This is a genomic window from Selenomonadales bacterium (genome assembly GCA_018335585.1).
In the GTDB taxonomy this organism is placed as follows: Bacteria; Bacillota; UBA994; order UBA994; family UBA994; genus UBA994.
Map to the genome: position 1 here is coordinate 1 of JAGXRZ010000047.1, position 17,955 is coordinate 17,955.

The 17,955-nt window shown below is 55.5% G+C and carries 19 protein-coding genes, 6 tRNA genes, 1 rRNA gene, 1 other RNA gene and 1 other annotated feature; of the genes, 5 read left to right on the top strand and 22 right to left on the bottom strand.

Annotated elements, in window-relative coordinates; genetic code table 11:
- Positions 1–223, bottom strand: a 16S ribosomal RNA gene (locus KGZ66_09325); the annotation flags it as partial.
- A gap of 408 nt (positions 224–631) precedes the next feature.
- Here KGZ66_09325 and KGZ66_09330 point away from each other — a divergent pair.
- Positions 632–1,807 (top strand): amidohydrolase, encoded by a 1,176-nt coding sequence (locus tag KGZ66_09330; protein MBS3985787.1) that lies wholly within the window; start codon positions 632–634, stop codon positions 1,805–1,807.
- A 25-nt stretch (positions 1,808–1,832) separates the two neighbouring features.
- Here the strand turns inward: KGZ66_09330 and KGZ66_09335 are convergent, their stop codons facing one another.
- From KGZ66_09335 to KGZ66_09365, 7 genes are all read right to left on the bottom strand, one after another.
- Positions 1,833–2,120 carry a pro-sigmaK processing inhibitor BofA family protein gene (locus tag KGZ66_09335; protein ID MBS3985788.1) on the bottom strand — a complete coding sequence of 96 codons (288 nt, stop codon included), beginning with the start codon at positions 2,118–2,120 and terminating at the stop codon, positions 1,833–1,835.
- Between the two features lie 43 nt (positions 2,121–2,163).
- Entirely contained in the window at positions 2,164–2,445 is a 282-nt protein-coding gene (locus tag KGZ66_09340) for a YaaL family protein (GenBank protein MBS3985789.1), read from the bottom strand.
- An 84-nt stretch (positions 2,446–2,529) separates the two neighbouring features.
- Positions 2,530–3,126 (bottom strand): recombination mediator RecR, encoded by a 597-nt coding sequence (gene recR / locus KGZ66_09345; GenBank protein MBS3985790.1) that lies wholly within the window; start codon positions 3,124–3,126, stop codon positions 2,530–2,532.
- A gap of 10 nt (positions 3,127–3,136) precedes the next feature.
- Positions 3,137–3,451 (bottom strand): YbaB/EbfC family nucleoid-associated protein, encoded by a 315-nt coding sequence (locus tag KGZ66_09350; GenBank protein MBS3985791.1) that lies wholly within the window; start codon positions 3,449–3,451, stop codon positions 3,137–3,139.
- 14 nt (positions 3,452–3,465) lie between these two features.
- Entirely contained in the window at positions 3,466–5,037 is a 1,572-nt protein-coding gene (dnaX, locus tag KGZ66_09355; GenBank protein MBS3985792.1) for a DNA polymerase III subunit gamma/tau, read from the bottom strand.
- Between the two features lie 107 nt (positions 5,038–5,144).
- An RNA gene (ffs, locus tag KGZ66_09360) (signal recognition particle sRNA large type) lies at positions 5,145–5,408 on the bottom strand.
- An 81-nt stretch (positions 5,409–5,489) separates the two neighbouring features.
- The gene (locus KGZ66_09365; GenBank protein ID MBS3985793.1) at positions 5,490–6,305 is read right to left on the bottom strand and encodes a substrate-binding domain-containing protein; all 816 of its coding nucleotides are present in this window, start codon (positions 6,303–6,305) and stop codon (positions 5,490–5,492) included.
- 124 nt (positions 6,306–6,429) lie between these two features.
- Between KGZ66_09365 and KGZ66_09370 the strand changes: the two genes are divergently transcribed.
- Complete coding sequence (locus tag KGZ66_09370) at positions 6,430–7,005, top strand: DUF3298 domain-containing protein (protein ID MBS3985794.1); 576 nt, start codon at positions 6,430–6,432, stop codon at positions 7,003–7,005.
- Positions 7,006–7,110: 105 nt separating this feature from the next.
- Positions 7,111–8,721: a gamma-glutamyltransferase family protein gene (locus KGZ66_09375; GenBank protein ID MBS3985795.1), complete on the top strand. Its 1,611-nt coding sequence runs from the start codon at positions 7,111–7,113 to the stop codon at positions 8,719–8,721.
- Positions 8,722–8,723: 2 nt separating this feature from the next.
- Here KGZ66_09375 and KGZ66_09380 read toward each other — a convergent pair whose 3' ends face one another.
- The 13 genes from KGZ66_09380 to serS all read right to left on the bottom strand — a co-directional run bounded on the left by KGZ66_09380 (position 8,724) and on the right by serS (position 15,271).
- On the bottom strand, positions 8,724–9,626 hold the full coding sequence (locus KGZ66_09380; protein MBS3985796.1) for a GNAT family N-acetyltransferase: 903 nt from the start codon (positions 9,624–9,626) through the stop codon (positions 8,724–8,726).
- Positions 9,619–10,518, bottom strand: coding sequence for a DUF2156 domain-containing protein (locus KGZ66_09385; protein MBS3985797.1), 900 nt, complete (start codon positions 10,516–10,518; stop codon positions 9,619–9,621). The genes KGZ66_09380 and KGZ66_09385 overlap by 8 nt, the downstream gene beginning before the upstream one ends.
- 53 nt (positions 10,519–10,571) lie before the next feature.
- Complete coding sequence (locus tag KGZ66_09390; protein ID MBS3985798.1) at positions 10,572–11,228, bottom strand: hypothetical protein; 657 nt, start codon at positions 11,226–11,228, stop codon at positions 10,572–10,574.
- Between the two features lie 183 nt (positions 11,229–11,411).
- A complete protein-coding gene (locus KGZ66_09395) occupies positions 11,412–11,807 on the bottom strand; it encodes a type II toxin-antitoxin system death-on-curing family toxin (GenBank protein ID MBS3985799.1) in 396 nt (131 codons plus the stop codon).
- 3 nt (positions 11,808–11,810) lie between these two features.
- Complete coding sequence (locus tag KGZ66_09400; GenBank protein MBS3985800.1) at positions 11,811–12,038, bottom strand: AbrB/MazE/SpoVT family DNA-binding domain-containing protein; 228 nt, start codon at positions 12,036–12,038, stop codon at positions 11,811–11,813.
- Between the two features lie 174 nt (positions 12,039–12,212).
- A tRNA-Ser gene (locus KGZ66_09405) sits at positions 12,213–12,304 on the bottom strand.
- A gap of 126 nt (positions 12,305–12,430) precedes the next feature.
- Positions 12,431–12,520, bottom strand: a tRNA-Ser gene (locus KGZ66_09410).
- Positions 12,521–12,652: 132 nt separating this feature from the next.
- On the bottom strand, positions 12,653–13,117 hold the full coding sequence (gene tadA / locus KGZ66_09415; GenBank protein MBS3985801.1) for a tRNA adenosine(34) deaminase TadA: 465 nt from the start codon (positions 13,115–13,117) through the stop codon (positions 12,653–12,655).
- 169 nt (positions 13,118–13,286) lie between these two features.
- Positions 13,287–13,362 (bottom strand) — tRNA-Arg (locus KGZ66_09420).
- A 7-nt stretch (positions 13,363–13,369) separates the two neighbouring features.
- A tRNA-Arg gene (locus KGZ66_09425) sits at positions 13,370–13,446 on the bottom strand.
- Between the two features lie 5 nt (positions 13,447–13,451).
- A tRNA-Ser gene (locus tag KGZ66_09430) sits at positions 13,452–13,547 on the bottom strand.
- Positions 13,548–13,855: 308 nt separating this feature from the next.
- A tRNA-Ser gene (locus tag KGZ66_09435) sits at positions 13,856–13,944 on the bottom strand.
- A gap of 37 nt (positions 13,945–13,981) precedes the next feature.
- Positions 13,982–15,271, bottom strand: a complete 1,290-nt coding sequence (serS, locus tag KGZ66_09440; protein ID MBS3985802.1) for a serine--tRNA ligase — start codon at positions 15,269–15,271, stop codon at positions 13,982–13,984.
- Between the two features lie 154 nt (positions 15,272–15,425).
- Positions 15,426–15,617, bottom strand: a binding site (T-box leader).
- Between the two features lie 172 nt (positions 15,618–15,789).
- Here serS and KGZ66_09445 point away from each other — a divergent pair.
- Entirely contained in the window at positions 15,790–16,980 is a 1,191-nt protein-coding gene (locus KGZ66_09445) for a pyridoxal phosphate-dependent aminotransferase (GenBank protein ID MBS3985803.1), read from the top strand.
- Positions 16,981–17,029: 49 nt separating this feature from the next.
- On the opposite strand, the gene KGZ66_09450 is transcribed toward KGZ66_09445, so the two are convergent.
- Entirely contained in the window at positions 17,030–17,608 is a 579-nt protein-coding gene (locus KGZ66_09450; protein MBS3985804.1) for a sigma-70 family RNA polymerase sigma factor, read from the bottom strand.
- A gap of 48 nt (positions 17,609–17,656) precedes the next feature.
- On the opposite strand from KGZ66_09450, the gene KGZ66_09455 reads away from it, so the two are divergent.
- On the top strand, positions 17,657–17,955 hold a 299-nt coding region (locus KGZ66_09455; GenBank protein MBS3985805.1), incomplete at its 3' end, for a transglycosylase domain-containing protein.

The window sequence follows — 17,955 nt, forward strand, 5'->3', positions numbered from 1 at the left end:
CTCCTTTCGGAGTGTTATCCCGAGCTTTGGGGCAGGTTGCCCACGCGTTACTCACCCGTCCGCCACTAACTAGAAGTTAGAGGTTGGAAGTCAGATGTTAGAACGAGGAAAACTCCTGCGTCTAACTTCTAACCTCTAATCTCTAACCTCTAGTTCGTTCGACTTGCATGTATTAGGCATGCCGCCAGCGTTCGTCCTGAGCCAGGATCAAACTCTCCGAAAAAATTTCAGAAAGCGATTTGGCTCGCTTAATTTCAAAGAAACGAGGTTTTGTTTAATTTCATCCTTACGCGCAATCCGGGCATCTCAGCTCACAGCTTAAAGCTCACAGCTCTCATCTCCCAATTGCGCCTGCATTGTTCAGTTTTCAAGGATCAAGGATTCGTGTTGCGCCACTCAATAGAGGCGAAATTTATATTATCACTTCTACCGTCTCTCGTCAAGCACCTGAGTCACAAAATTTGCGAGTCTCATTAGATATGACGCGCTGCTCGCGACGCTTGACTAATATAGCACGCGCAAAGAGACTGCGCAACGGCTAATTTTATCCATTTTGCCGTCTCTCTGCTTTCGTGATATTCTAGTTTCAATATAAATCTAGAAGCGAACGGAGGAGTATTTAGTGCCGACACTGCTTGAGCGCGCGAAGGTTTTGGCCCCGGAGCTAGTCGACATTCGGCGGGACATTCATCAACATCCCGAGGTTGGTTTTGCCGAACACCGCACTTCGCAGTTAGTGTTTAACTATCTAGAGCAGCATGGCTTAACGCCGCAAATCGTTGCCGGAACAGGTGTGGTGGCCACACTCAGGGGAAACTCGCCCGGCCGGACTATCGCCATACGCGCTGATATGGATGCACTTACGGTTACCGAGCAGGCTGAACACGACTACACGTCCAAAACACCTGGGATAATGCACGCCTGCGGGCATGATGGGCACACCGCCATATTGCTGGGCACGGCCAAGCTTCTCAGCGAACTCAAAGACATCCCGGGCAATGTAAAGTTTATATTTCAACCGGCAGAAGAAGGTCCGGGGGGAGCGCTACCGATGATTGAGGCGGGAGTGCTTGATAACCCGACCGTACACGCCATGCTGGGGCTACATATAGGTACGGTACAATACACTGCGGGACAGATAGCTGTGCGCTACGGTGCCGCCTGTGCCGCACCAGATAACATTGAAATAGTAGTAAAGGGCAAAGGTGGTCACGGCGGTCACCCTCACGGCGCGATTGACGCCATCGTGACGGCAGGTCATCTGATTGTGGCGCTACAGAGCATTGTCAGCCGCGAAATTGACCCGGTGGCCTCTGTTGTGCTCTCGCTTGGCACCGTGCACGGCGGCTACCGCGAAAACGTCATCGCCGATGAGGTTACGCTTACAGGTACCGTGCGCACATTATCCCCAGAAATACGCCGCTCCATGCCGGAACGAATCGAGCGTATCGTGAAAGGCGTCTGCGACAGCTTCCGCTCTACCTATGCTTTCTCCTATACCGAGGGCTATCCCTCACTACACAACGATGATTCCATGGCTGCGCTAGTTGAAACCGTGGCCCAAGAGGTTCTCGGCACCGCTAATGTCTTTCGCGCTCCCTACCCGACTATGGGCGGCGAAGACTTTAGCTACTTCGCTGAAAAAGTCCCTGCTTGCTTCTTTATGCTGGGGGCCACCAATAGCGCTAAGCAATGCGATTACGTAATCCATCACCCGAAGTTCAACTTTGACGAGGACGCCATACCTGTGGGCATGGCCGTGCTGGCGGAAACCGCGTTAACGTACTTAAAAAAGCACCGCGAGTAATCGCGGTGCTTGGCAGAACTCACGCCTAGAAAGCCAAGAACAACTGAATCAGATAGAGCGCTAACAGACCGGGCGGCCCAAGGTACCCTGTCAGGAGCACGGTAAAAGGGTTAATGGGAACGAAAACGTCGACTACCTGCAATGCAATGTTAGAGACAAGTAGCAGCAGGGCCCCCGAAACCGTAATCAGCCCCACGCGCAAAGCAAACTTAGCAGGTATAACTAACGCCCTTGCCAGCACATAGACCATGGCCAGCACAAAGAGACCGGCTAAGGCAGTGTTGATATTAAGATGTTCCAAAAGACCCTGCATGACCGACTCCCCCTCGCTAGAGCTTATGCGTGCGTGACTTTTGTCATGCCTGCGGACGGGGGAGAAGGGAGCTTGACTGGATGCCTTGGCTACGCGCTTGTTTCAGCAAATACATGAATCGCTTCTCGGCAGCTTGGTTTACGTAGACGGCATGGTCGATTAGGTCTGGGTCAGACACGCTATTGAAGTAGCCTCGTGCATCCTCCCACTCCCGGCGCGCTTCTTCCACGAGGGCTAGGAGCTCGGGGTCGCCCGGTTGGCTCTCGACGACTTCTTGCACAAGGTTAAGTCGCGTGCCGACTGTGGCAATGACGCTCGCGAGCACACTGTTCACTTCGGTACTCCTCCTACAATTATCTTATAGAAGAAGTATGGCCGAAAATTCGCAGTGATAAACGACTTTTACACGCTACATTTCGCGGCGGTTTTCTAAGGCGCGGGCGAGCGTCAGCTCGTCCGCATATTCGAGGTCGCCGCCAACCGGCAGACCATGGGCGAGCCGCGTCACTTTAATTCCGAGGGGTTTAATTAGGCGCGCTAAGTAGAGGGCAGTCGCCTCGCCCTCGATGTTGGGGTTAGTGGCGATAATCATCTCCTGCACTGTGCCGCCGCTTAGGCGTCCTAGAAGTTCCTTGATCTTGAGCTGCTCCGGCCCAATCCCGTCCATAGGAGAGATAGCGCCGTGTAAAACGTGGTAGAGCCCCTTAAAGTCGTGCGTGCGCTCAATGGCCGCTACATCGCGGGGGTCTTGCACCACACAGACCACGTCGTGACGCCTTGAGCTCTCGCGGCAAATTGGGCAGGCGGCCTCTTCCGCTAAGTTGCTGCAAGTGCTGCAGTAGCGAATCTTGTCTTTAGCTGCCAGTATCGCCCCCGCTAGCTCCGCTAAGGCCGCTCTGTCCTGGGACAACAGAAAGAACGCCAGTCGCTGAGCTGTCTTAGGGCCGATTCCGGGCAAGCGCGATAGCTCGGCAATAAGCTTCTGGATAGGAGGAGGAAAACTCAGCACAGAAGACCTAGAACATGCCGCGCGGCAAGTTGAGCCCCGCGGTAACCTTGCTCATTTCGGCGTTGACCATGTCTTCGGCCTTGCGCAGGGCTTCGTTTACCGCCACAAGGATGAGGTCCTCGAGCATTTCTACGTCCTCTGGGTCAACAGCGGCAGGCTTAATGGTAATCTTCTGCAGCGACTTGGCACCTGTGACTACCGCCGTAACCGTGCCGCCGCCGCTCGTAGCTTCGACAGTGCGTGAATTTAACTCTTCCTGCAGCTTGTGAACACGCTCCTGCATCTTTTGCGCCGCTTTCATCATGTCTTTCATGTTTGTCATTATTTTGCCTCCTACTACTCTTTAGTCTTAACGATAGTCCCATCGAATATCTCGATGACCTGCTGCACGCGGCTTTCGCTGGCGTTCGGCGACGATACAGAAGTGCCGCTCCCGTCGGGCATAATTAGCTTAATCTCCACCGCTCTGCCGAGCACTTGCGAGAACGCTTTAGCGATATGTCCAAGGTCAACCGGTTGGCTGAGCCGCTTAAACGTATGTACGTTAGCCTCGTTCATCTGCAAAACAACGATGTCACCCTCTAGTCGCAGCGGAGAAACCGCCCCCATCGTTGCGCCGGTTAGAGGGGCTTTCTGCTTGACGAGGCGCTGCACTTCAGGCCAAGCCTTAAGTAACTGGGAAATCTCGGCCTTAGGGGCGTCGGCTTGTATCTCGACCCTGTCTGCCTTGGGCACGTCAGTCTTAGGCAATGCTCTAGAAGTATCGGCAAACGCAGTGGGAGCCTTAGGCAAGGGGGCGCTCGGTTGCGCCTGCCCTAGGGGATGCATGGCTTGCCACTGCTTAACGAGCATTAGCTCCAAATGTAGCCGCGGGTGCCCGCCGTAGCGCATGTCGTTCTCGGTTTGCAGGGCAACGTCAATTAAGCCCGCAAGGTGTGGTGTGAGTTTTTGCGTGAGGCGCGAAAAAGCTTCCCGCTGCTCGCCTTCATAGCCGCTTTCCGCAAAGGTGCGCGGTGAGTGAGCTGCCAAGAGCACCTGCCGTAACACCGCAATATACGACGCAAGATACTGACCTGTCTCTCGCCCGCCCGTCAATTCGCGGTGAAGCTGCTGCAAGCAAGACGCCAAATCACCTGCGGCAAGGGCCCCGAGTAGCTCAGTATAGACGGTGCTCGGGACAGCCCCCGTAACAGCGCGGACGGCATCCGCGTCAATCTCACCGTCGACAAAGGCCGCACACTGCTCATAAAGCCCTAACGCATCGCGCATACTGCCGGAGGCGTGCTGCGCAATCTCGTGTGCGGCAGAAGCCGTCAGCTTTACGCCGTTAGCGGTTGCCACCTGTGTCAGCCGAGCGACAACGGCACTTGTGGCTAAACGGCGAAAGTCAAAGCGCTGACAGCGCGAAATTATGGTCGCGGGGAGCTTGTGCGGCTCAGTCGTAGCTAGTACAAAGACGACGTGCGGCGGAGGTTCCTCGAGGGTCTTAAGGAGGGCGTTAAACGCCTCGGTCGTTAACATGTGAACTTCATCGATTATGTATACTTTGGTGCGCAGGTCGACCGGCGCGAACTTAACGTGTTCTCGCAGTTCGCGAATTTCATCGATGCCGCGATTTGACGCCGCATCTATCTCTACTACATCTAGGGAAGCCCCCGTGGCGATAGCTAGGCAGGCGGGGCAGACGAGACACGGCTCCGCGGTAACGCCCTGCTGGCAATTAAGGGCACGCGCCATTATTTTAGCCATGGTTGTCTTGCCTGTGCCGCGCGGGCCGGTAAAGAGGAGAGCGTGCGGCACACGGGACCTCTGTAGCATGTTACTTAGCGTATGCTTGATGTGGTCCTGACCCGATACTTCGCTAAAGCGCGCCGGGCGCCACTCCCGGTACAACGTCTGATAGGCCATCTAATCACCTGCCCTTTCGCCCAAATACTACTTCCCCACCGGGGTAGGTTTTCCTGCTCTTTGTGAAAGCAAGCCGCCGAGACAATTGTCTCGGCGGAAATTTACGGCCGCGCCCTGTCTTTGACTAACACTTCCGGTCGCTAACCCTAGTAGTTAACTCGAATCAGGCTACCCGACGGCACACACGCTTGCACACTTACCGCTGCTTCCTTCCGGACCTGACGGGGTTCATGGGTTCATGTTGCGTCGGACCCAACTGTCATCGCTACTTGCCAGGGGCAAACCCCACAAATGCCAGCCGCAATACAGGCTTCTGCCCTGCTACAGCGGATTGCAGGTTCAGGGCTCCGCTACTTCCCCGCATAGCGCGGCCAAGCTCAAAACTTGTCGCGTGGTCTTATTCTGCCCTATTTGTCGCTAAATATCAAGCAAAAGCCCCTTGCATTTATTGGCTATTGTGCGCCCGGGAAGAACAGCGGTTGGCCAAATTTATCTTTGCCAAACGTTTTAATTATCTCTTGCACTTCGCGCGAGAGCATAAACTCCACAAAGCGTTTGGCGCCGCGTGCATTGACATGGGTAAAGCGGGCCGGATTAACCTGCATGACATGGTACGGGTTTTCTAGCGCCGGGTCGCCTTCTACCAGAACAACTAAAGTGAGATTTTGTTTTTGTGCGAGGAAGGTTCCTCTATCGGTAAGCACATAGGCTTGCTTGTCCTCGGCTATGGCTAATGTAGCCGCCATGCCTGTCCCAGCCTCTACATACCAAGCGCCGGTCGGCGTAGTGGCCGCTGTCTTCCAGAGCTCCTGCTCCTTCTTGTGCGTACCCGAGTTGTCGCCGCGACTTACAAACGTCGCTTCGCTTTGCATGATGGCCAGTAAAGCCTCGTGCCCTCCGCTCATGCCCTTAACGCCGGCAGGGTCGGCAGCCGGACCGACAATCACAAAGTCATTGTACATGACGTACTGGCGGTTAATGGCCGCGCCGGACTCGATTAGCTTCATCTCGGCGGCAGGTGAATGCACCAAGAGCACGTCCGCCTCGCCCTTTTCAGCCATAGCCAACGCCTGTCCTGTACCGACGGCTACGGTCTTAACTTCGAATCCCGTTCTCTGTTGAAACAGCGGCACCAGCACGTCCAGGAGGCCGGTATCGGCGGTGCTGGTTGTGGTGGCGAGGATTACCGGCGCTTTCGGCTGGCAAGCTACCGTCAAAACGGTGAGCGCGAGCGCCATGGCGAGGAAGACCCATTGCCTTTTTCTCACTGCGAACACTCCTTCTTGTGTGACTAAGGCCTTATAATTCTCCATCTAACGTCGGGGCTCCTCTCACCGTGCGGTGGCGGCGGGAATACAATACACCATTACCGCAAAGGAGGGTATTTGTCCGATGGAAAATGAACTGCTGGGAGGAGCCGTCGTTTACCCCCAAGTGACGGCTCTAAGGCGCCGGGCTACCGAACGCATTAACCTGCTCCTGCGCCGCAAAATGCGCAGGCTCCTCAGGCAACAGTCGTACAGCGAGCGCGATGTCTATGTGTGGGGAGACAACACCACCAAGCTAAACATGAACGGGATTCTAAGCCTCATAATGGAGGTGTACGCCTACCGCAAAGGTGCGGCGCACGGCCTCGCTTTGCGAGATTCGGCGACGATGAACATCCGCACGGGGCGCAACTACCTGTTGTCGGAGCTTTTTAAGCCCGGAGTCGACTACATAACGCCCATTAGCGAAGAAATTAAGCGCCAAATCAAAGAGCGCGACATTCCTCTCATCACAGAGTTTACCGCGATTAAGCCCAATCAGCCGTACTTTTTGCATGAAGACGACTTGGTCATCTACTTTGCGATTTACGAGTATACTCCTTACTATGTAGGCATCCCCGAGTTCCCGATACCTATTGCCAGCCTGCGCGATTTAATTGGCCCAGCGAGCCCGCTCTATAGGTTTTTACCGCAGGCATAACCTGCGCACTCCCCTGCCCTCCTTCTCATCGTCCTGCAGTTCGGTTAATATATAGACACAGCGTAATTGCGACAAACGAAGCACTTGGCTCGGGGAGGGCTGTTTATGTACTTTGATCCACACTATTACCCGTCTAGGTCACAGCGCATGTGCATGTATGCGAGTCGCGGCATGGTGGCCACCGGGCACCCCTTGGCGGCGCAGGCAGGACTAGAGATTCTGCGGCAGGGAGGCAATGCCATAGACGCGGCTATTGCCACAGCGGCCTGCCTGACGGTTGTGGAGCCGACCGCTAACGGTATCGGCAGCGATGCGTTTGCGCTGGTGTGGGCAGACGGTGCGCTGCATGGACTTAACGCCAGCGGGCCTGCGCCGCAGAGCCTAAGTCACGCGACACTTACGGCCGCCGGGCTAACCGAAATGCCTAAGTTTGGGCTAACGCCCGTCACCGTGCCGGGAGCCCCGGGTGCGTGGGCAGCGTTGTCATCCCGCTTTGGCAGGCTGCCCTTAACGACCGTGCTTGCCCCGGCCATCGAGTATGCCTCGCGCGGTTTCCCGCTTTCACCTATGCTTGCCCGCGGTTGGAAGAACGCCTTGGCGCAAGACTTACGAGAACACACGGCCCCGGTTCACCAAGCTTACCTCGCTACCTTTGCTCCGCAGGGACGCCCGCCGGCGGTCGGCGAAGTGTGGCGCTCGCCTGACCACGCCAAAACTCTCGCCAGCATAGCCGAAACAGGCGCCGAGTCGTTTTACCGGGGCGAAATAGCTGAACGCATCGACAGCTTTTCGCGCGAGCACGGCGGATACATCGGCGCGGCAGACCTTGCGTCATACTACCCCGAATGGGTGAAGCCACTTAGGGTGAACTACCGCGGGTATGACGTCTGGGAACTGCCTCCCAATGGGCAGGGATTAGTCGCGTTGTTGGCTCTAAACATCCTCGCGGGGTACGAGTTCCCGGAGCGCGACAACATCGAAATGTACCACCGACAAATTGAGGCCGTCAAACTCGCCTTTGCCGACGGCCTCGCTCATATTACCGACCCACGCCAGATGAAGGTGAGGCCAGAGGATCTGCTCTGCCCTGCGTATGCGGCTAAGCGCCGCAGCGAGATTAGCAGCGGTGCCCTAACACCGACCACAGGACTAGATCTGCGGGGCGGCACGGTGTACCTCGCGACGGCCGATGGGGACGGCAATATGGTTTCTTACATACAGAGCAACTACATGGGGTTTGGGGCGCGCGTTGTTATCCCAGGTACAGGCATATCGCTACAAAACCGCGGCCACAGCTTTTCGCTTGACCCGGCCCACGCTAACGTTCTGCTGCCGGGCAAGCGCCCCTTCCACACCATAATCCCCGGCTTTCTTACCAAGGGCGGGACGGCGGTCGGTCCCTTTGGCATTATGGGTGGGCACATGCAGCCGCAGGCGCACGTGCAAGTCTTAATGAACATGCTTGACTTTAACTTGAACCCGCAGGCAGCCCTAGACGCTCCCCGCTGGCAGTGGGTAAGCGGCAGAACCGTACAGGTAGAGCCAAGCTTCCCGCAACACATCGCCGAAGCCTTACTGCGCCGCGGGCACGCCGTGCAGCGCACTGTCGATAGCGTTAGTTTCGGGCGAGGGCAGATTATCTGGCGCGACTCGGCTAACGGCGTACTTTGCGGCGGCACCGAACCGCGCACCGACGGCCATATTGCTCTTTGGTAAGCCTAGTCGAGGGTTAGACCGAGGTATGGTGTGGAACACGCCACAAACTGCAGGCTTCGCGCAGCGGGCGGAGTCAGAGGTTTAATCATGCCAAAGTCAACGGGCTGCCCGGTGCGTCCAAGCAAGGTGCGGTGGGCGGGCAGACGAAAACGGAAATGCTCTGCCGGCACGCTGTCCAAAACGGCGGCACAAAGGGCTGCTTCGTCGTGGGGAGAAGCGCCAAACTCCAGCACCTCGCACTGCCCGGCATGCACAGGCGAGCATAGGGCGTATGCCACACGCCCATTAGAGCACGCGGTCACCAATTGCCCACCGTAAAGCTTAGTTACCCGCACGGCAAAATCAATCGCCTGCTCACTCCAGACCGCGCTCCCGGGGCTTACTGCTACGAAGCTGTCGCGCGTCTCTTTTAGCGCGCGGGGGGTTACATCTACTGTAGGGGCTACTCTGTCGGGCGCGCAACCTGCTCTCTCGAGCTCCCGCCGTGATATTTCACAGAATGCCGTCTTAAAGAACTTGTCAAACCCATGTTTGGCATAGAAATCATATAGCCCCGTGTCGGCCGGAAGCAAGAATGCGTAGTGGTCGCCGCGCGCGGTACCTTCCGCGGCAGACCGCGCCATTAGCTCCCCCATTAGACCCTGCCCCCGCAAGGCTTTATCGGTTGCGGCGGCATAAATGTAGTGTGCTTGTAGCCTGCCCGCCTCAGTAAGGATTTCCCCCGGTAGCATATGGACCATAGCTACTATGCGCCCGTCTACTTTAAGGACTAGCGTGTCTGTGGGATGAAAATGATACGCAAAGAAGAGGTCTACGGCTTCCCTTCGCTCAGCAAAACAGCTCTGCCAAAGGGACGTAATCTCCTCACGCATCGACCAGTCGGCAAAGCGAATTTCTTTAGTCACCCGGCACCGCCCCTTTGAGCGTGACGACGGCCTTTTCTAAAATTTGCGCTGGGTAGTACGACAGCTTAGCCTTGCGCAGCCCCTCTATCCCCATGTCTTCTTCGCGGTTGACGTACTCGTAGCTATAGAGCTGTCGCTCCGCAAACATCTGGTTGATGGCCGCATAAAGGCCTTCGTAGCCATCAAGCGCTTTCTCAAAGTGCACGACAAACACGCGCGGGTTAATCTCTTCACCGAGCGTAAAAGCTACCGGCTTATCGCCAATCCTGATTAGTGCGCCCTTAAAGCCTAAGGCAGAAAAGCTGTCTAAAGAGCGCTTGAGGGCAAAGTTCTCTTTTTCTAGGCCGCCAAGCGTAGGATTGTCCGTACCCAACAACCACTCCCGCTCAATTTTCTCGCAGTCTGCGATATTGGCGGGAGTGATGTCTTCATAGGTGAACTCGTACATGCGCTTAAAGCGCGTGAGGTGGTTGCGCTTGCGGTGGTAGCGCCTGCCGGCGAGGGCAATTAAGTCCTCGGCGTGGTAAAGATAGTCGGCGTTAGCCCGCAAAAAGCGAAAGTGAAACGTGTCCGCAAAGGCGGCCTCCATTAGCCTGGCCTGTTCCTCCGTCACGCCCCACATGCGAAAGCGCTTGTTCGCCGCTTCGCAGTCTTCGAGCAGGGCGGCTAATGCTCGTCTTATGTCTTTGGCATAAGGGAAAAAATAAGTGCAGGCATTCTTGCCAAAACATCCGAACAGCATGTCGTCTTGCCGTGCGATCTTCTTCTCGTAGGCCTCTTGCCATATGTACAAGGTGCCAAAGGCTGCTTCGCTCCCCATGTACCCGCTCTCAGCCAGAATCGGTGATATCCAGCTCTTGTCCGCGAGCGTCAGGGGTCTAAAGTCTAACATCCACTAAGTCCTCTCTCTGCCGCTTGTACCGAAGTGATATTTCTGTCTACGAGCTATTTTACCACTTTCTCGGGCCCAAGGGGAAGAGTGCTGTTGGGCGATGTCCATCTGTCCTGTTCGCCGGTATACCCGCACACACCGCAGCGTGGTGAATTGACAATGGGTAGAACGGCCGCCTCGTCCTGAGCTTTACTGCAGCATTGCTCGCACAGGAGTTCAAACTCCCACGCGTTGGTAGCTGTAGCGGGTGCCCCACAAGTATCGCAGGTTTGACCATGCGGATTGTTTCGCGCAAGTAGACAGACCTTTTCGCGTTGTTTTGGTCGGGAGATTTCGTCAAGGACGGTAAGTAATATCTCTGTCGTCGAGCCGAAATCATATTCGTATTGCAGTTTATCACCAATCGAAAGCGTGGACACTTTCCTTGTCTCGCCAAGCTGGTGTCCATCTCTCCAAAACGCGCTCAGATGTCCGCAACACTCGCACCAAATCTGACGTAGAAACTTGTCCAGCGCAGCTAAGGTGGTGCTAAGCGGCAGAGAGAACAACAGCCAATAGTTCTTATCATGCATCCCCTCGGCTTTTATGAGATAGCATAGTTCGTCGCCGTCGTTATGGCTTTTGAGAACGTGGTTCTTCATCGCAGTTTTTAGAGCAGACTTACCGCACTGAAAACAAGTCCCCGGAGTGCTTTTGGATTGCTTAGACATCTTAATCCTCCCTTTCGAGTATATCGCCCTTCCTGCAAAATAGAGCCTGTAAGGGCTATTCTATAGAGATAGCCCTTTTCCTGTCCCTCGAGGCCCTCTCATTCAGTGCAGGCTAATGTCGCGCACGGTTCATCCTGTTACTGGGCTTGCGTGATGGACTTAACTTCCTCCGTAGAAACGAAACTAGCCGGCCAGCCGAACGGTATGCTGCCGTAGCCACTCGGCCAATGCTCGCTCTGACATACTTCCTGCCGCGACCTGCAGCATTACGTCGACCGCCTCGGCTTCCGGCGCGTTTAAGTCATAGCCGTTAAGGCCAAGGAACACGTACATGGACATCAGGCCCACTCGTTTGTTCCCGTCGATAAAACTATGATTTCCGGTGAGACCGTGCCCTAATACAGCCGCCAGCGTGAAAATATCTGCCGTCGGCTCGTGTAGCCAGTAGTTAACAGGCCGACTTAGTGCAGATTCGAGCAGACGGGAATCCCGCACTCCAAAGTGCCCCCCGTGCTCTCTCACTTGCCTGTGATGGACGGCCTCGATAACCGCTTTGCTTAACCATCGCGGTTCTTTCATACCCTACTTCGCTAGCTCTCTTAGAGCATTGCGATACTGCCTTGCGCCTTTCTCGTAAACAGCCATGGCCTCATCAAAGCGTGGCTCGTAAGGAGTAATGAGTATCCCCTCAGCAGTTTCCGACACATAAACCGCATCGCCCTTGTGAAGATGAAAACGCTCGGCTATTTCCTTCGGGATAGTCGCCCCGATAGACCCCCCCATTTGGCGAAGCACGATCTTCTTGGCCACACAGAACACCTCCGCGTCTATTGTATCAGCCATAGCACATTTATGCTACTCAAGGCAGCTCTGCTGCGCGCTGCGGCCACGCCGCCAAGGCTAAAAGTTCGAGCCAAGTCCTAACTTAGGAAAGATGAAAGAGCCCCGAGGGTTGTCCCCTAGGGCTCTTAATCTTTAGTTTTATGGCGGAGAGAGAGGGATTCGAACCCTCGTCGGGGTATAAGCCCGAACACGATTTCCAGTCGTGCGCCTTAGACCAGCTCAGCCATCTCTCCGTGTTGTTGTAGAATGTCGTTTGACTTGTCCCTTGTCGCTTGTCCCTTGTCGCTTGTGGGGCCCTCTACCAGGAGCCAGAAGCTTGCGCTCGCACAGCTCATAGCTCAATGCTCATAGCTCAAAAGTGGCGGAGAGAGTGAGATTTGAACTCACGGAACGGGTAACCGTTCTTCCGCTTTCGAGGCGGATGCCTTAAACCACTCAGCCATCTCTCCGTGCAAGAGGCAAGAAATAAGAGGCAAGAAACAAGAGCCGCCAGACGCTCTACTGGGCACTGGGCACTGGGCACTCTCACTCTACTAGGAGCTAGGAGCTAGCAGCCCCACGTCCACTGAAACGGTTACGTGCTAACGGCGCTCCGAGCGCAACCGCAACTCCTGAAAGAAACTCGTAAGCAGCGCACCACATTCGGGGGCGAGCACGCCGCCGGTGACTGCTACTTGATGATTAAATTTTGCTTCTGCCAAGACATTCATGACCGAGCCAACCGCGCCTGCTTTCGGATCGAACGCCCCAAAAACGAGGGCGGGTAGACGCGCTAAGACCATGGCACCAGCGCACATAATACAGGGCTCAAGCGTTACGTAGAGGGTGCAGCCAATGAGCCTCCAGCCGCCTAGCGTTTCACTGGCCTGGCGAATGGCTATCATCTCGGCGTGGGCCGTAGGATCCTTAATGGTTTCCCGCAGATTATGCCCGCGCCCGACTATCTCCCCTGCGCGCACAACTACCGCGCCTACAGGTGTTTCCCCTAAGGCTGCGGCTGCTTGGGCCTCGCGGATTGCTTCGCGCATGAAAAACTCATGCTCCATCGCTAGATTCCTCTCTTAGCGCCGGTCGATAGCAGGGATGTGCTCGCATCCCCCTAGTTCATGATTCACGATTCACGATTCATGATTCATGATTGCCTGCAGTTTGCGACTTTGCAGCTCAAGGCGGAAAGCGGATAGCCCCTCACAGCTCATAGCTCATAGCTCACAGTGGTGCACCCGGAGGGACTCGAACCCCCGACACGCGGTTTAGGAAACCGCTGCTCTATCCCCTGAGCTACGGATGCATGTAAATGGCGCGCCCGGCAAGATTCGAACTTGCGACCACCGGATTCGTAGTCCGTTACTCTATCCAGCTGAGCTACGGGCGCGCGTATGGCGGAGAGGGCGGGATTCGAACCCGCGATACGAGTTTAAAGCTCGTATAATCGCTTAGCAGGCGACCGCCTTCGACCTACTCGGCCACCTCTCCGCGCCAATCTAATATAGCATAGTCCTCACCCTGCGGCAAGAAGCACATGAAACGCAAATCACAAAACGCAAATCACAAATCACAAGTAAGAGCCGCGAGCTTTGAGCTGTGAACGTAGGGACGTGCCTGCGGCACGTCCGCGGACGTGCGAACGCACGTCCCTACAACACGTTGACCCTCTTGCTTCTTGTATGCTAGGAGCCGGCAATCCCCCGTTTCTCCTAAGTGCGAAGTGCAAAGTGCGACGTGCGAAGTGCAAAGTACTAGTGAAGCAAAAAGCTCCGTCCCTTTTGCTTCCTTTTGCTTCGTGGCGGAGAGAGAGGGATTCGAACCCCCGGCCCCTTGCGGGGTCACTAGTTTTCAAGACTAGCGCCATAAACCACTCGGCCATCTCTCCGCAGCACAAATCAGTATATCAGCGATGTTTGTTGTCGTCAATTTGCACTTTCTTGCTGTTTTGCCAAGCGCTCAATTTGCATATATGGCTTAAGAACCGCCGGCACCGTCACAGAACCGTCTTCGTTTTGATAGTTTTCTAACACAGCTGCGACAAGGCGATCTACGGCGAGTCCGGAACCGTTCAGTGTATGCACGTATTCCGCTTTGCTGCCGGCTGACGGCCTGTACTTGATGTTAGCCCGGCGCGCCTGAAAATCGCGGAAGTTTGAGCACGACGAAATCTCCATATACCGGTTGTAGCTTGGTAGCCACAGTTCAATGTCGTATTTTTTGGCGGCAGCGAAACCAAGATCGCCCGTACACATCTGCACAATGCGGTAGGGAATCTCAAGCAAGTCAAGCACACGGCAGGCGTCGCGCAACAGAGTATGAAGTTCGTCCTCCGACGTCTCGGGCGCGACAAATTTGACGAGTTCTACTTTGTTAAACTGGTGCATGCGGATAAGCCCCCGCGTGTCGCGGCCCGCGGCACCTGCCTCCGCGCGGAACGACGGGCAGTAAGCGGTGTAATAAAGCGGCAACAACGCGCCGTCAAGAATTTCGTCGCGGTGCATGTTTGTAACTGGGACTTCGGCAGTAGGGTTTAAGTACAAGTCTTTTTCGGCGAGCTTAAAGGCATCGTCCACGAATTTTGGGAACTGACCTGTACCCTGCATGCAGGCATAGTTAACCAAGAGAGGTGGAAACACCTCGGTATAGCCGTGTTCCCGCGTATGCAAGTCGAGCATGAAGTTTATCAGGGCACGCTCAAGCCTAGCTCCTAATCCGCGGTAGAGGGCAAAGCGGCTGCCGGCGATTTTGCTCGCCCGTTCGAAGTCGAGAATGTCGAGGTCGATGCCGATGTCCCAGTGGGCCTTCGGAGGATTGCTAAACCGCCGCGGCTCCCCGACACGCCTTATCTCGACGTTTTCCGTATCGTCTTTGCCGATAGGGACATCGCTGTCCGGCAAGTTTGGAATGCGAAGCAGCAGGGCCTCTAAGTCGGCCTCGGTTGCGCTCACCTCGGCGTCGATGTCCTTCACCTTTTGCCCCGCCGCCTTCATCTCTTCCTGTAAGGCCGACGTTTCTTCGCCGTTCTGCCTGCGGCGGGCAATTTCCTGCGTCACGCTGTTGCGATAGGCTTTAAGCTGCTCTACCTCGGTGATCTTTTGACGACGAGCTTCATCTAGGGCCTGAAACTCCGCTAACGCGGCAGTCTCCCCTTTGGCCGCTACACCTGCTGCTACTTTGGCCATATTGTTGCGGATAAATTTTGCGTCTAACATTTTGGGGCCTCCTTTTGTTATTGTCGCTTGTCTCTTGTGGGGCTAGCGGGCGCCAGCCGCCAGGCGCCCGGAACCAGCAGCGCTCGTCCTCCACGAAGTGCTAAGTGCCAAGTGCGCACTCCCCCTACGCACCAAAGCAAAAACTCGCCCCAATGTGAGGGGCGAGTTATCTCGCGGTACCACCCTAGTTTGCCTTGCGGCCTCTTGGGACTATAACGGCGTCACCGTCTGCGCTCCTCGCGCGCCGCCTTCGAAGTGGACTTCATGCAAACTTACTGACTAGCTCGCACCGACCGCTAGCTCTCTGAACAGATGCTCGCACTACTCGCTTCTGCGCTGCGTTTCACTGATTTTAGCATAAACGTAACCGGGGCGCAACTTTTTGAGCGAGCAGTTATTGGGACAATATCAAAATCTTGCGGCTTTTTTCGCCGGCGATAAAAGCGGAAGGCCCTCTGCAGGGAACTTGCGACGAACGAAGAATACAATATACAAAACGCAGTTAAGGGGGCCTATTCATGAAAAAGCTCGCGGAACGCGCGCTAAACATTACTCCTTCCGTCACACTCAGTATAGACGCCAAAGCCAAGCAAATGGCGGCCCAAGGCATCAAAGTGGTTAACTTTGGTGTGGGCGAACCGGATTTTGACACCCCCGCCCATATTGCTAGAGCCGGTATCGCCGCGATAGAGGCCGGGCAGACGCGCTATACGCCGTCAAGCGGCACGGAGAAACTTCGCCAAGCTATTTGCCAGAAACTAAGCAGGGAAAACCAGCTTACTTACAGCCCGGCGCAGATCGTAGTGTCTAACGGCGCGAAACACAGCATCTATAACGCTCTGTTGGCTCTGTGCGACCCGGGCGACGAAGTCATTGTCCCCGCGCCCTACTGGGTAAGTTACCCTGAGATGGTCAAGATGGCCGGCGGCGCGCCCATAATCCTTGATACCCGCGAAGACGAAGACTTTAAAGTGCGCCCCGAGGAACTGCGTGCCGCCATCACGCCGCGCACTAAGGCGCTTATCCTTAACTCTCCGAGCAATCCGACTGGGATGGTCTATACGGCGAGCGAGCTAAAGGTCATTGCGGACCTCTGTGTAGAGCACCAAATCTATGTTATCTCCGATGAAATCTACGAGAAGCTTATTTACGACGGGACAAAACACGTGAGCATTGCTTCATTCGGTGCCGACATCAAAGAGCTGACCATTGTGGTAAACGGCATGTCTAAGGCTTACGCCATGACCGGCTGGCGTATTGGCTACACCGCTAGCAATTCGGGCCTAGCGGCGGCCATGGGCAGCCTGCAAAGCCATGCAACCTCTAACCCAAACTCTATCGCGCAGGAGGCCAGCGTAGAGGCGCTTGTCGGCTCGCAGGCGGCCGTTAGTGTCATGCTGCAGGAATTTGAGCGCCGCCGTCGCCGCATGGTCGAGCTTCTTAACGGACTACCCGGCGTATCCTGCCGCATGCCGCAGGGTGCGTTCTACGTGATGGCCAATATTGCCGGGCTGCTCGGGGCCTCATACGACAAGGAAATAATCCTCGACGACGTAAGGCTGGCAGGTGTCATGCTCGAAAAAGCATACGTGGCGGTAGTGCCGGGCTCCGGCTTTGGTGCGCGCAACTATATTCGCCTCTCTTACGCGACGTCAATGGAGAATATCGAAACCGGCCTAGGTCGCATGAGAAGTTTTCTGCAGTCATAGAACAAAGAACGGGCTACGCCATCGCGCAGCCCGTTTCGCCCTGTTGACCTTACATTACCACGCCGTACTGACCGAGCAACCGCGCCAGTTCCACGCGCAATTGCTTGCGCGCGCGGTAAAGCTTGCAGCGGATGGATTCTACCGAGCAGGCCATATGCCCCGCCATTTCTTCATAGGACAACCGCTGCAAGTCCTTTTGCACGATAAGTTTCCTGTAGGCGGCCGGCAGACGGCTAAAGGCATTATCGATGCACTTGCGTATGTCCTCCAATTCCCACTTCTTCTCAAGCGCGCTTACATCCAGCCACGCGGGTGGCCGCAGATTAAGCAGTTCGCGCAGATCTAATGTCTGGAGCGAGACAGAAGGCGTGCGCTTCTTTTTGCGCAGCAAATCGACGTGATGATTCTCCATGATGCGCAGGAGCCATGTGCTAAACGAGGATTCGCCGCGAAACTCGCTCACCCGCGCCCACGCTCGCGCGAAGGACTCCTGTACGAGGTCTTCGGCGTCTTGCCACGAGCGAGTAAGTGTGATGGCTCGGCTTCCTGCCAGCGCCCAATACTTGTTGACCATTTCTTCAAAGGCCGCTTTGTCGCCCCTACGCAAACGTTCCAGTAGCTCTGTCACTGTTCGAGGTCTCCTTTCTTGGGCACCCTACACTTGGTGGTGATGCTTATGACCCGCAAACTACATGCGCAGGCGGCAATTCTTGCTTCCCTTGCAGCTGTTACTATTCTGTTTCTCGGGTTAAATACCTTCTTGGCGTTACCTCCATTCGTGCAAAGAGAAGCGAGCCTTGTCTTTGCCCGCGATGGGACATTGCTCACGCGTATTTTTGTGGAAAATCGCGAGGTAATTAGCATAGGGGATGTACCGGAACATCTGTTGCAAGCAATTATTGCTACAGAAGACGCGCGCTTCTATCGGCACTTTGGCCTTGACCCCATCGGCATCGGCCGGGCCTTGTTGGAAGC

What these genes read in the sequence shown, in the direction of transcription:
- KGZ66_09370 (MBS3985794.1), top strand. Translation starts at nt 6,430, where the DNA reads ATGGAAAATGAACTGCTGGGAGGAGCCGTCGTTTACCCCCAAGTGACG.
- serS (MBS3985802.1), bottom strand. Translation starts at nt 15,271, where the DNA reads ATGTTAGACGCAAAATTTATCCGCAACAATATGGCCAAAGTAGCAGCA.
- tadA (MBS3985801.1), bottom strand. Translation starts at nt 13,117, where the DNA reads ATGGAGCATGAGTTTTTCATGCGCGAAGCAATCCGCGAGGCCCAAGCA.
- KGZ66_09385 (MBS3985797.1), bottom strand. Translation starts at nt 10,518, where the DNA reads ATGTTAGACTTTAGACCCCTGACGCTCGCGGACAAGAGCTGGATATCA.
- KGZ66_09350 (MBS3985791.1), bottom strand. Translation starts at nt 3,451, where the DNA reads ATGACAAACATGAAAGACATGATGAAAGCGGCGCAAAAGATGCAGGAG.
- KGZ66_09390 (MBS3985798.1), bottom strand. Translation starts at nt 11,228, where the DNA reads ATGTCTAAGCAATCCAAAAGCACTCCGGGGACTTGTTTTCAGTGCGGT.
- KGZ66_09375 (MBS3985795.1), top strand. Translation starts at nt 7,111, where the DNA reads ATGTACTTTGATCCACACTATTACCCGTCTAGGTCACAGCGCATGTGC.
- KGZ66_09395 (MBS3985799.1), bottom strand. Translation starts at nt 11,807, where the DNA reads ATGAAAGAACCGCGATGGTTAAGCAAAGCGGTTATCGAGGCCGTCCAT.
- KGZ66_09445 (MBS3985803.1), top strand. Translation starts at nt 15,790, where the DNA reads ATGAAAAAGCTCGCGGAACGCGCGCTAAACATTACTCCTTCCGTCACA.
- dnaX (MBS3985792.1), bottom strand. Translation starts at nt 5,037, where the DNA reads ATGGCCTATCAGACGTTGTACCGGGAGTGGCGCCCGGCGCGCTTTAGC.
- KGZ66_09335 (MBS3985788.1), bottom strand. Translation starts at nt 2,120, where the DNA reads ATGCAGGGTCTTTTGGAACATCTTAATATCAACACTGCCTTAGCCGGT.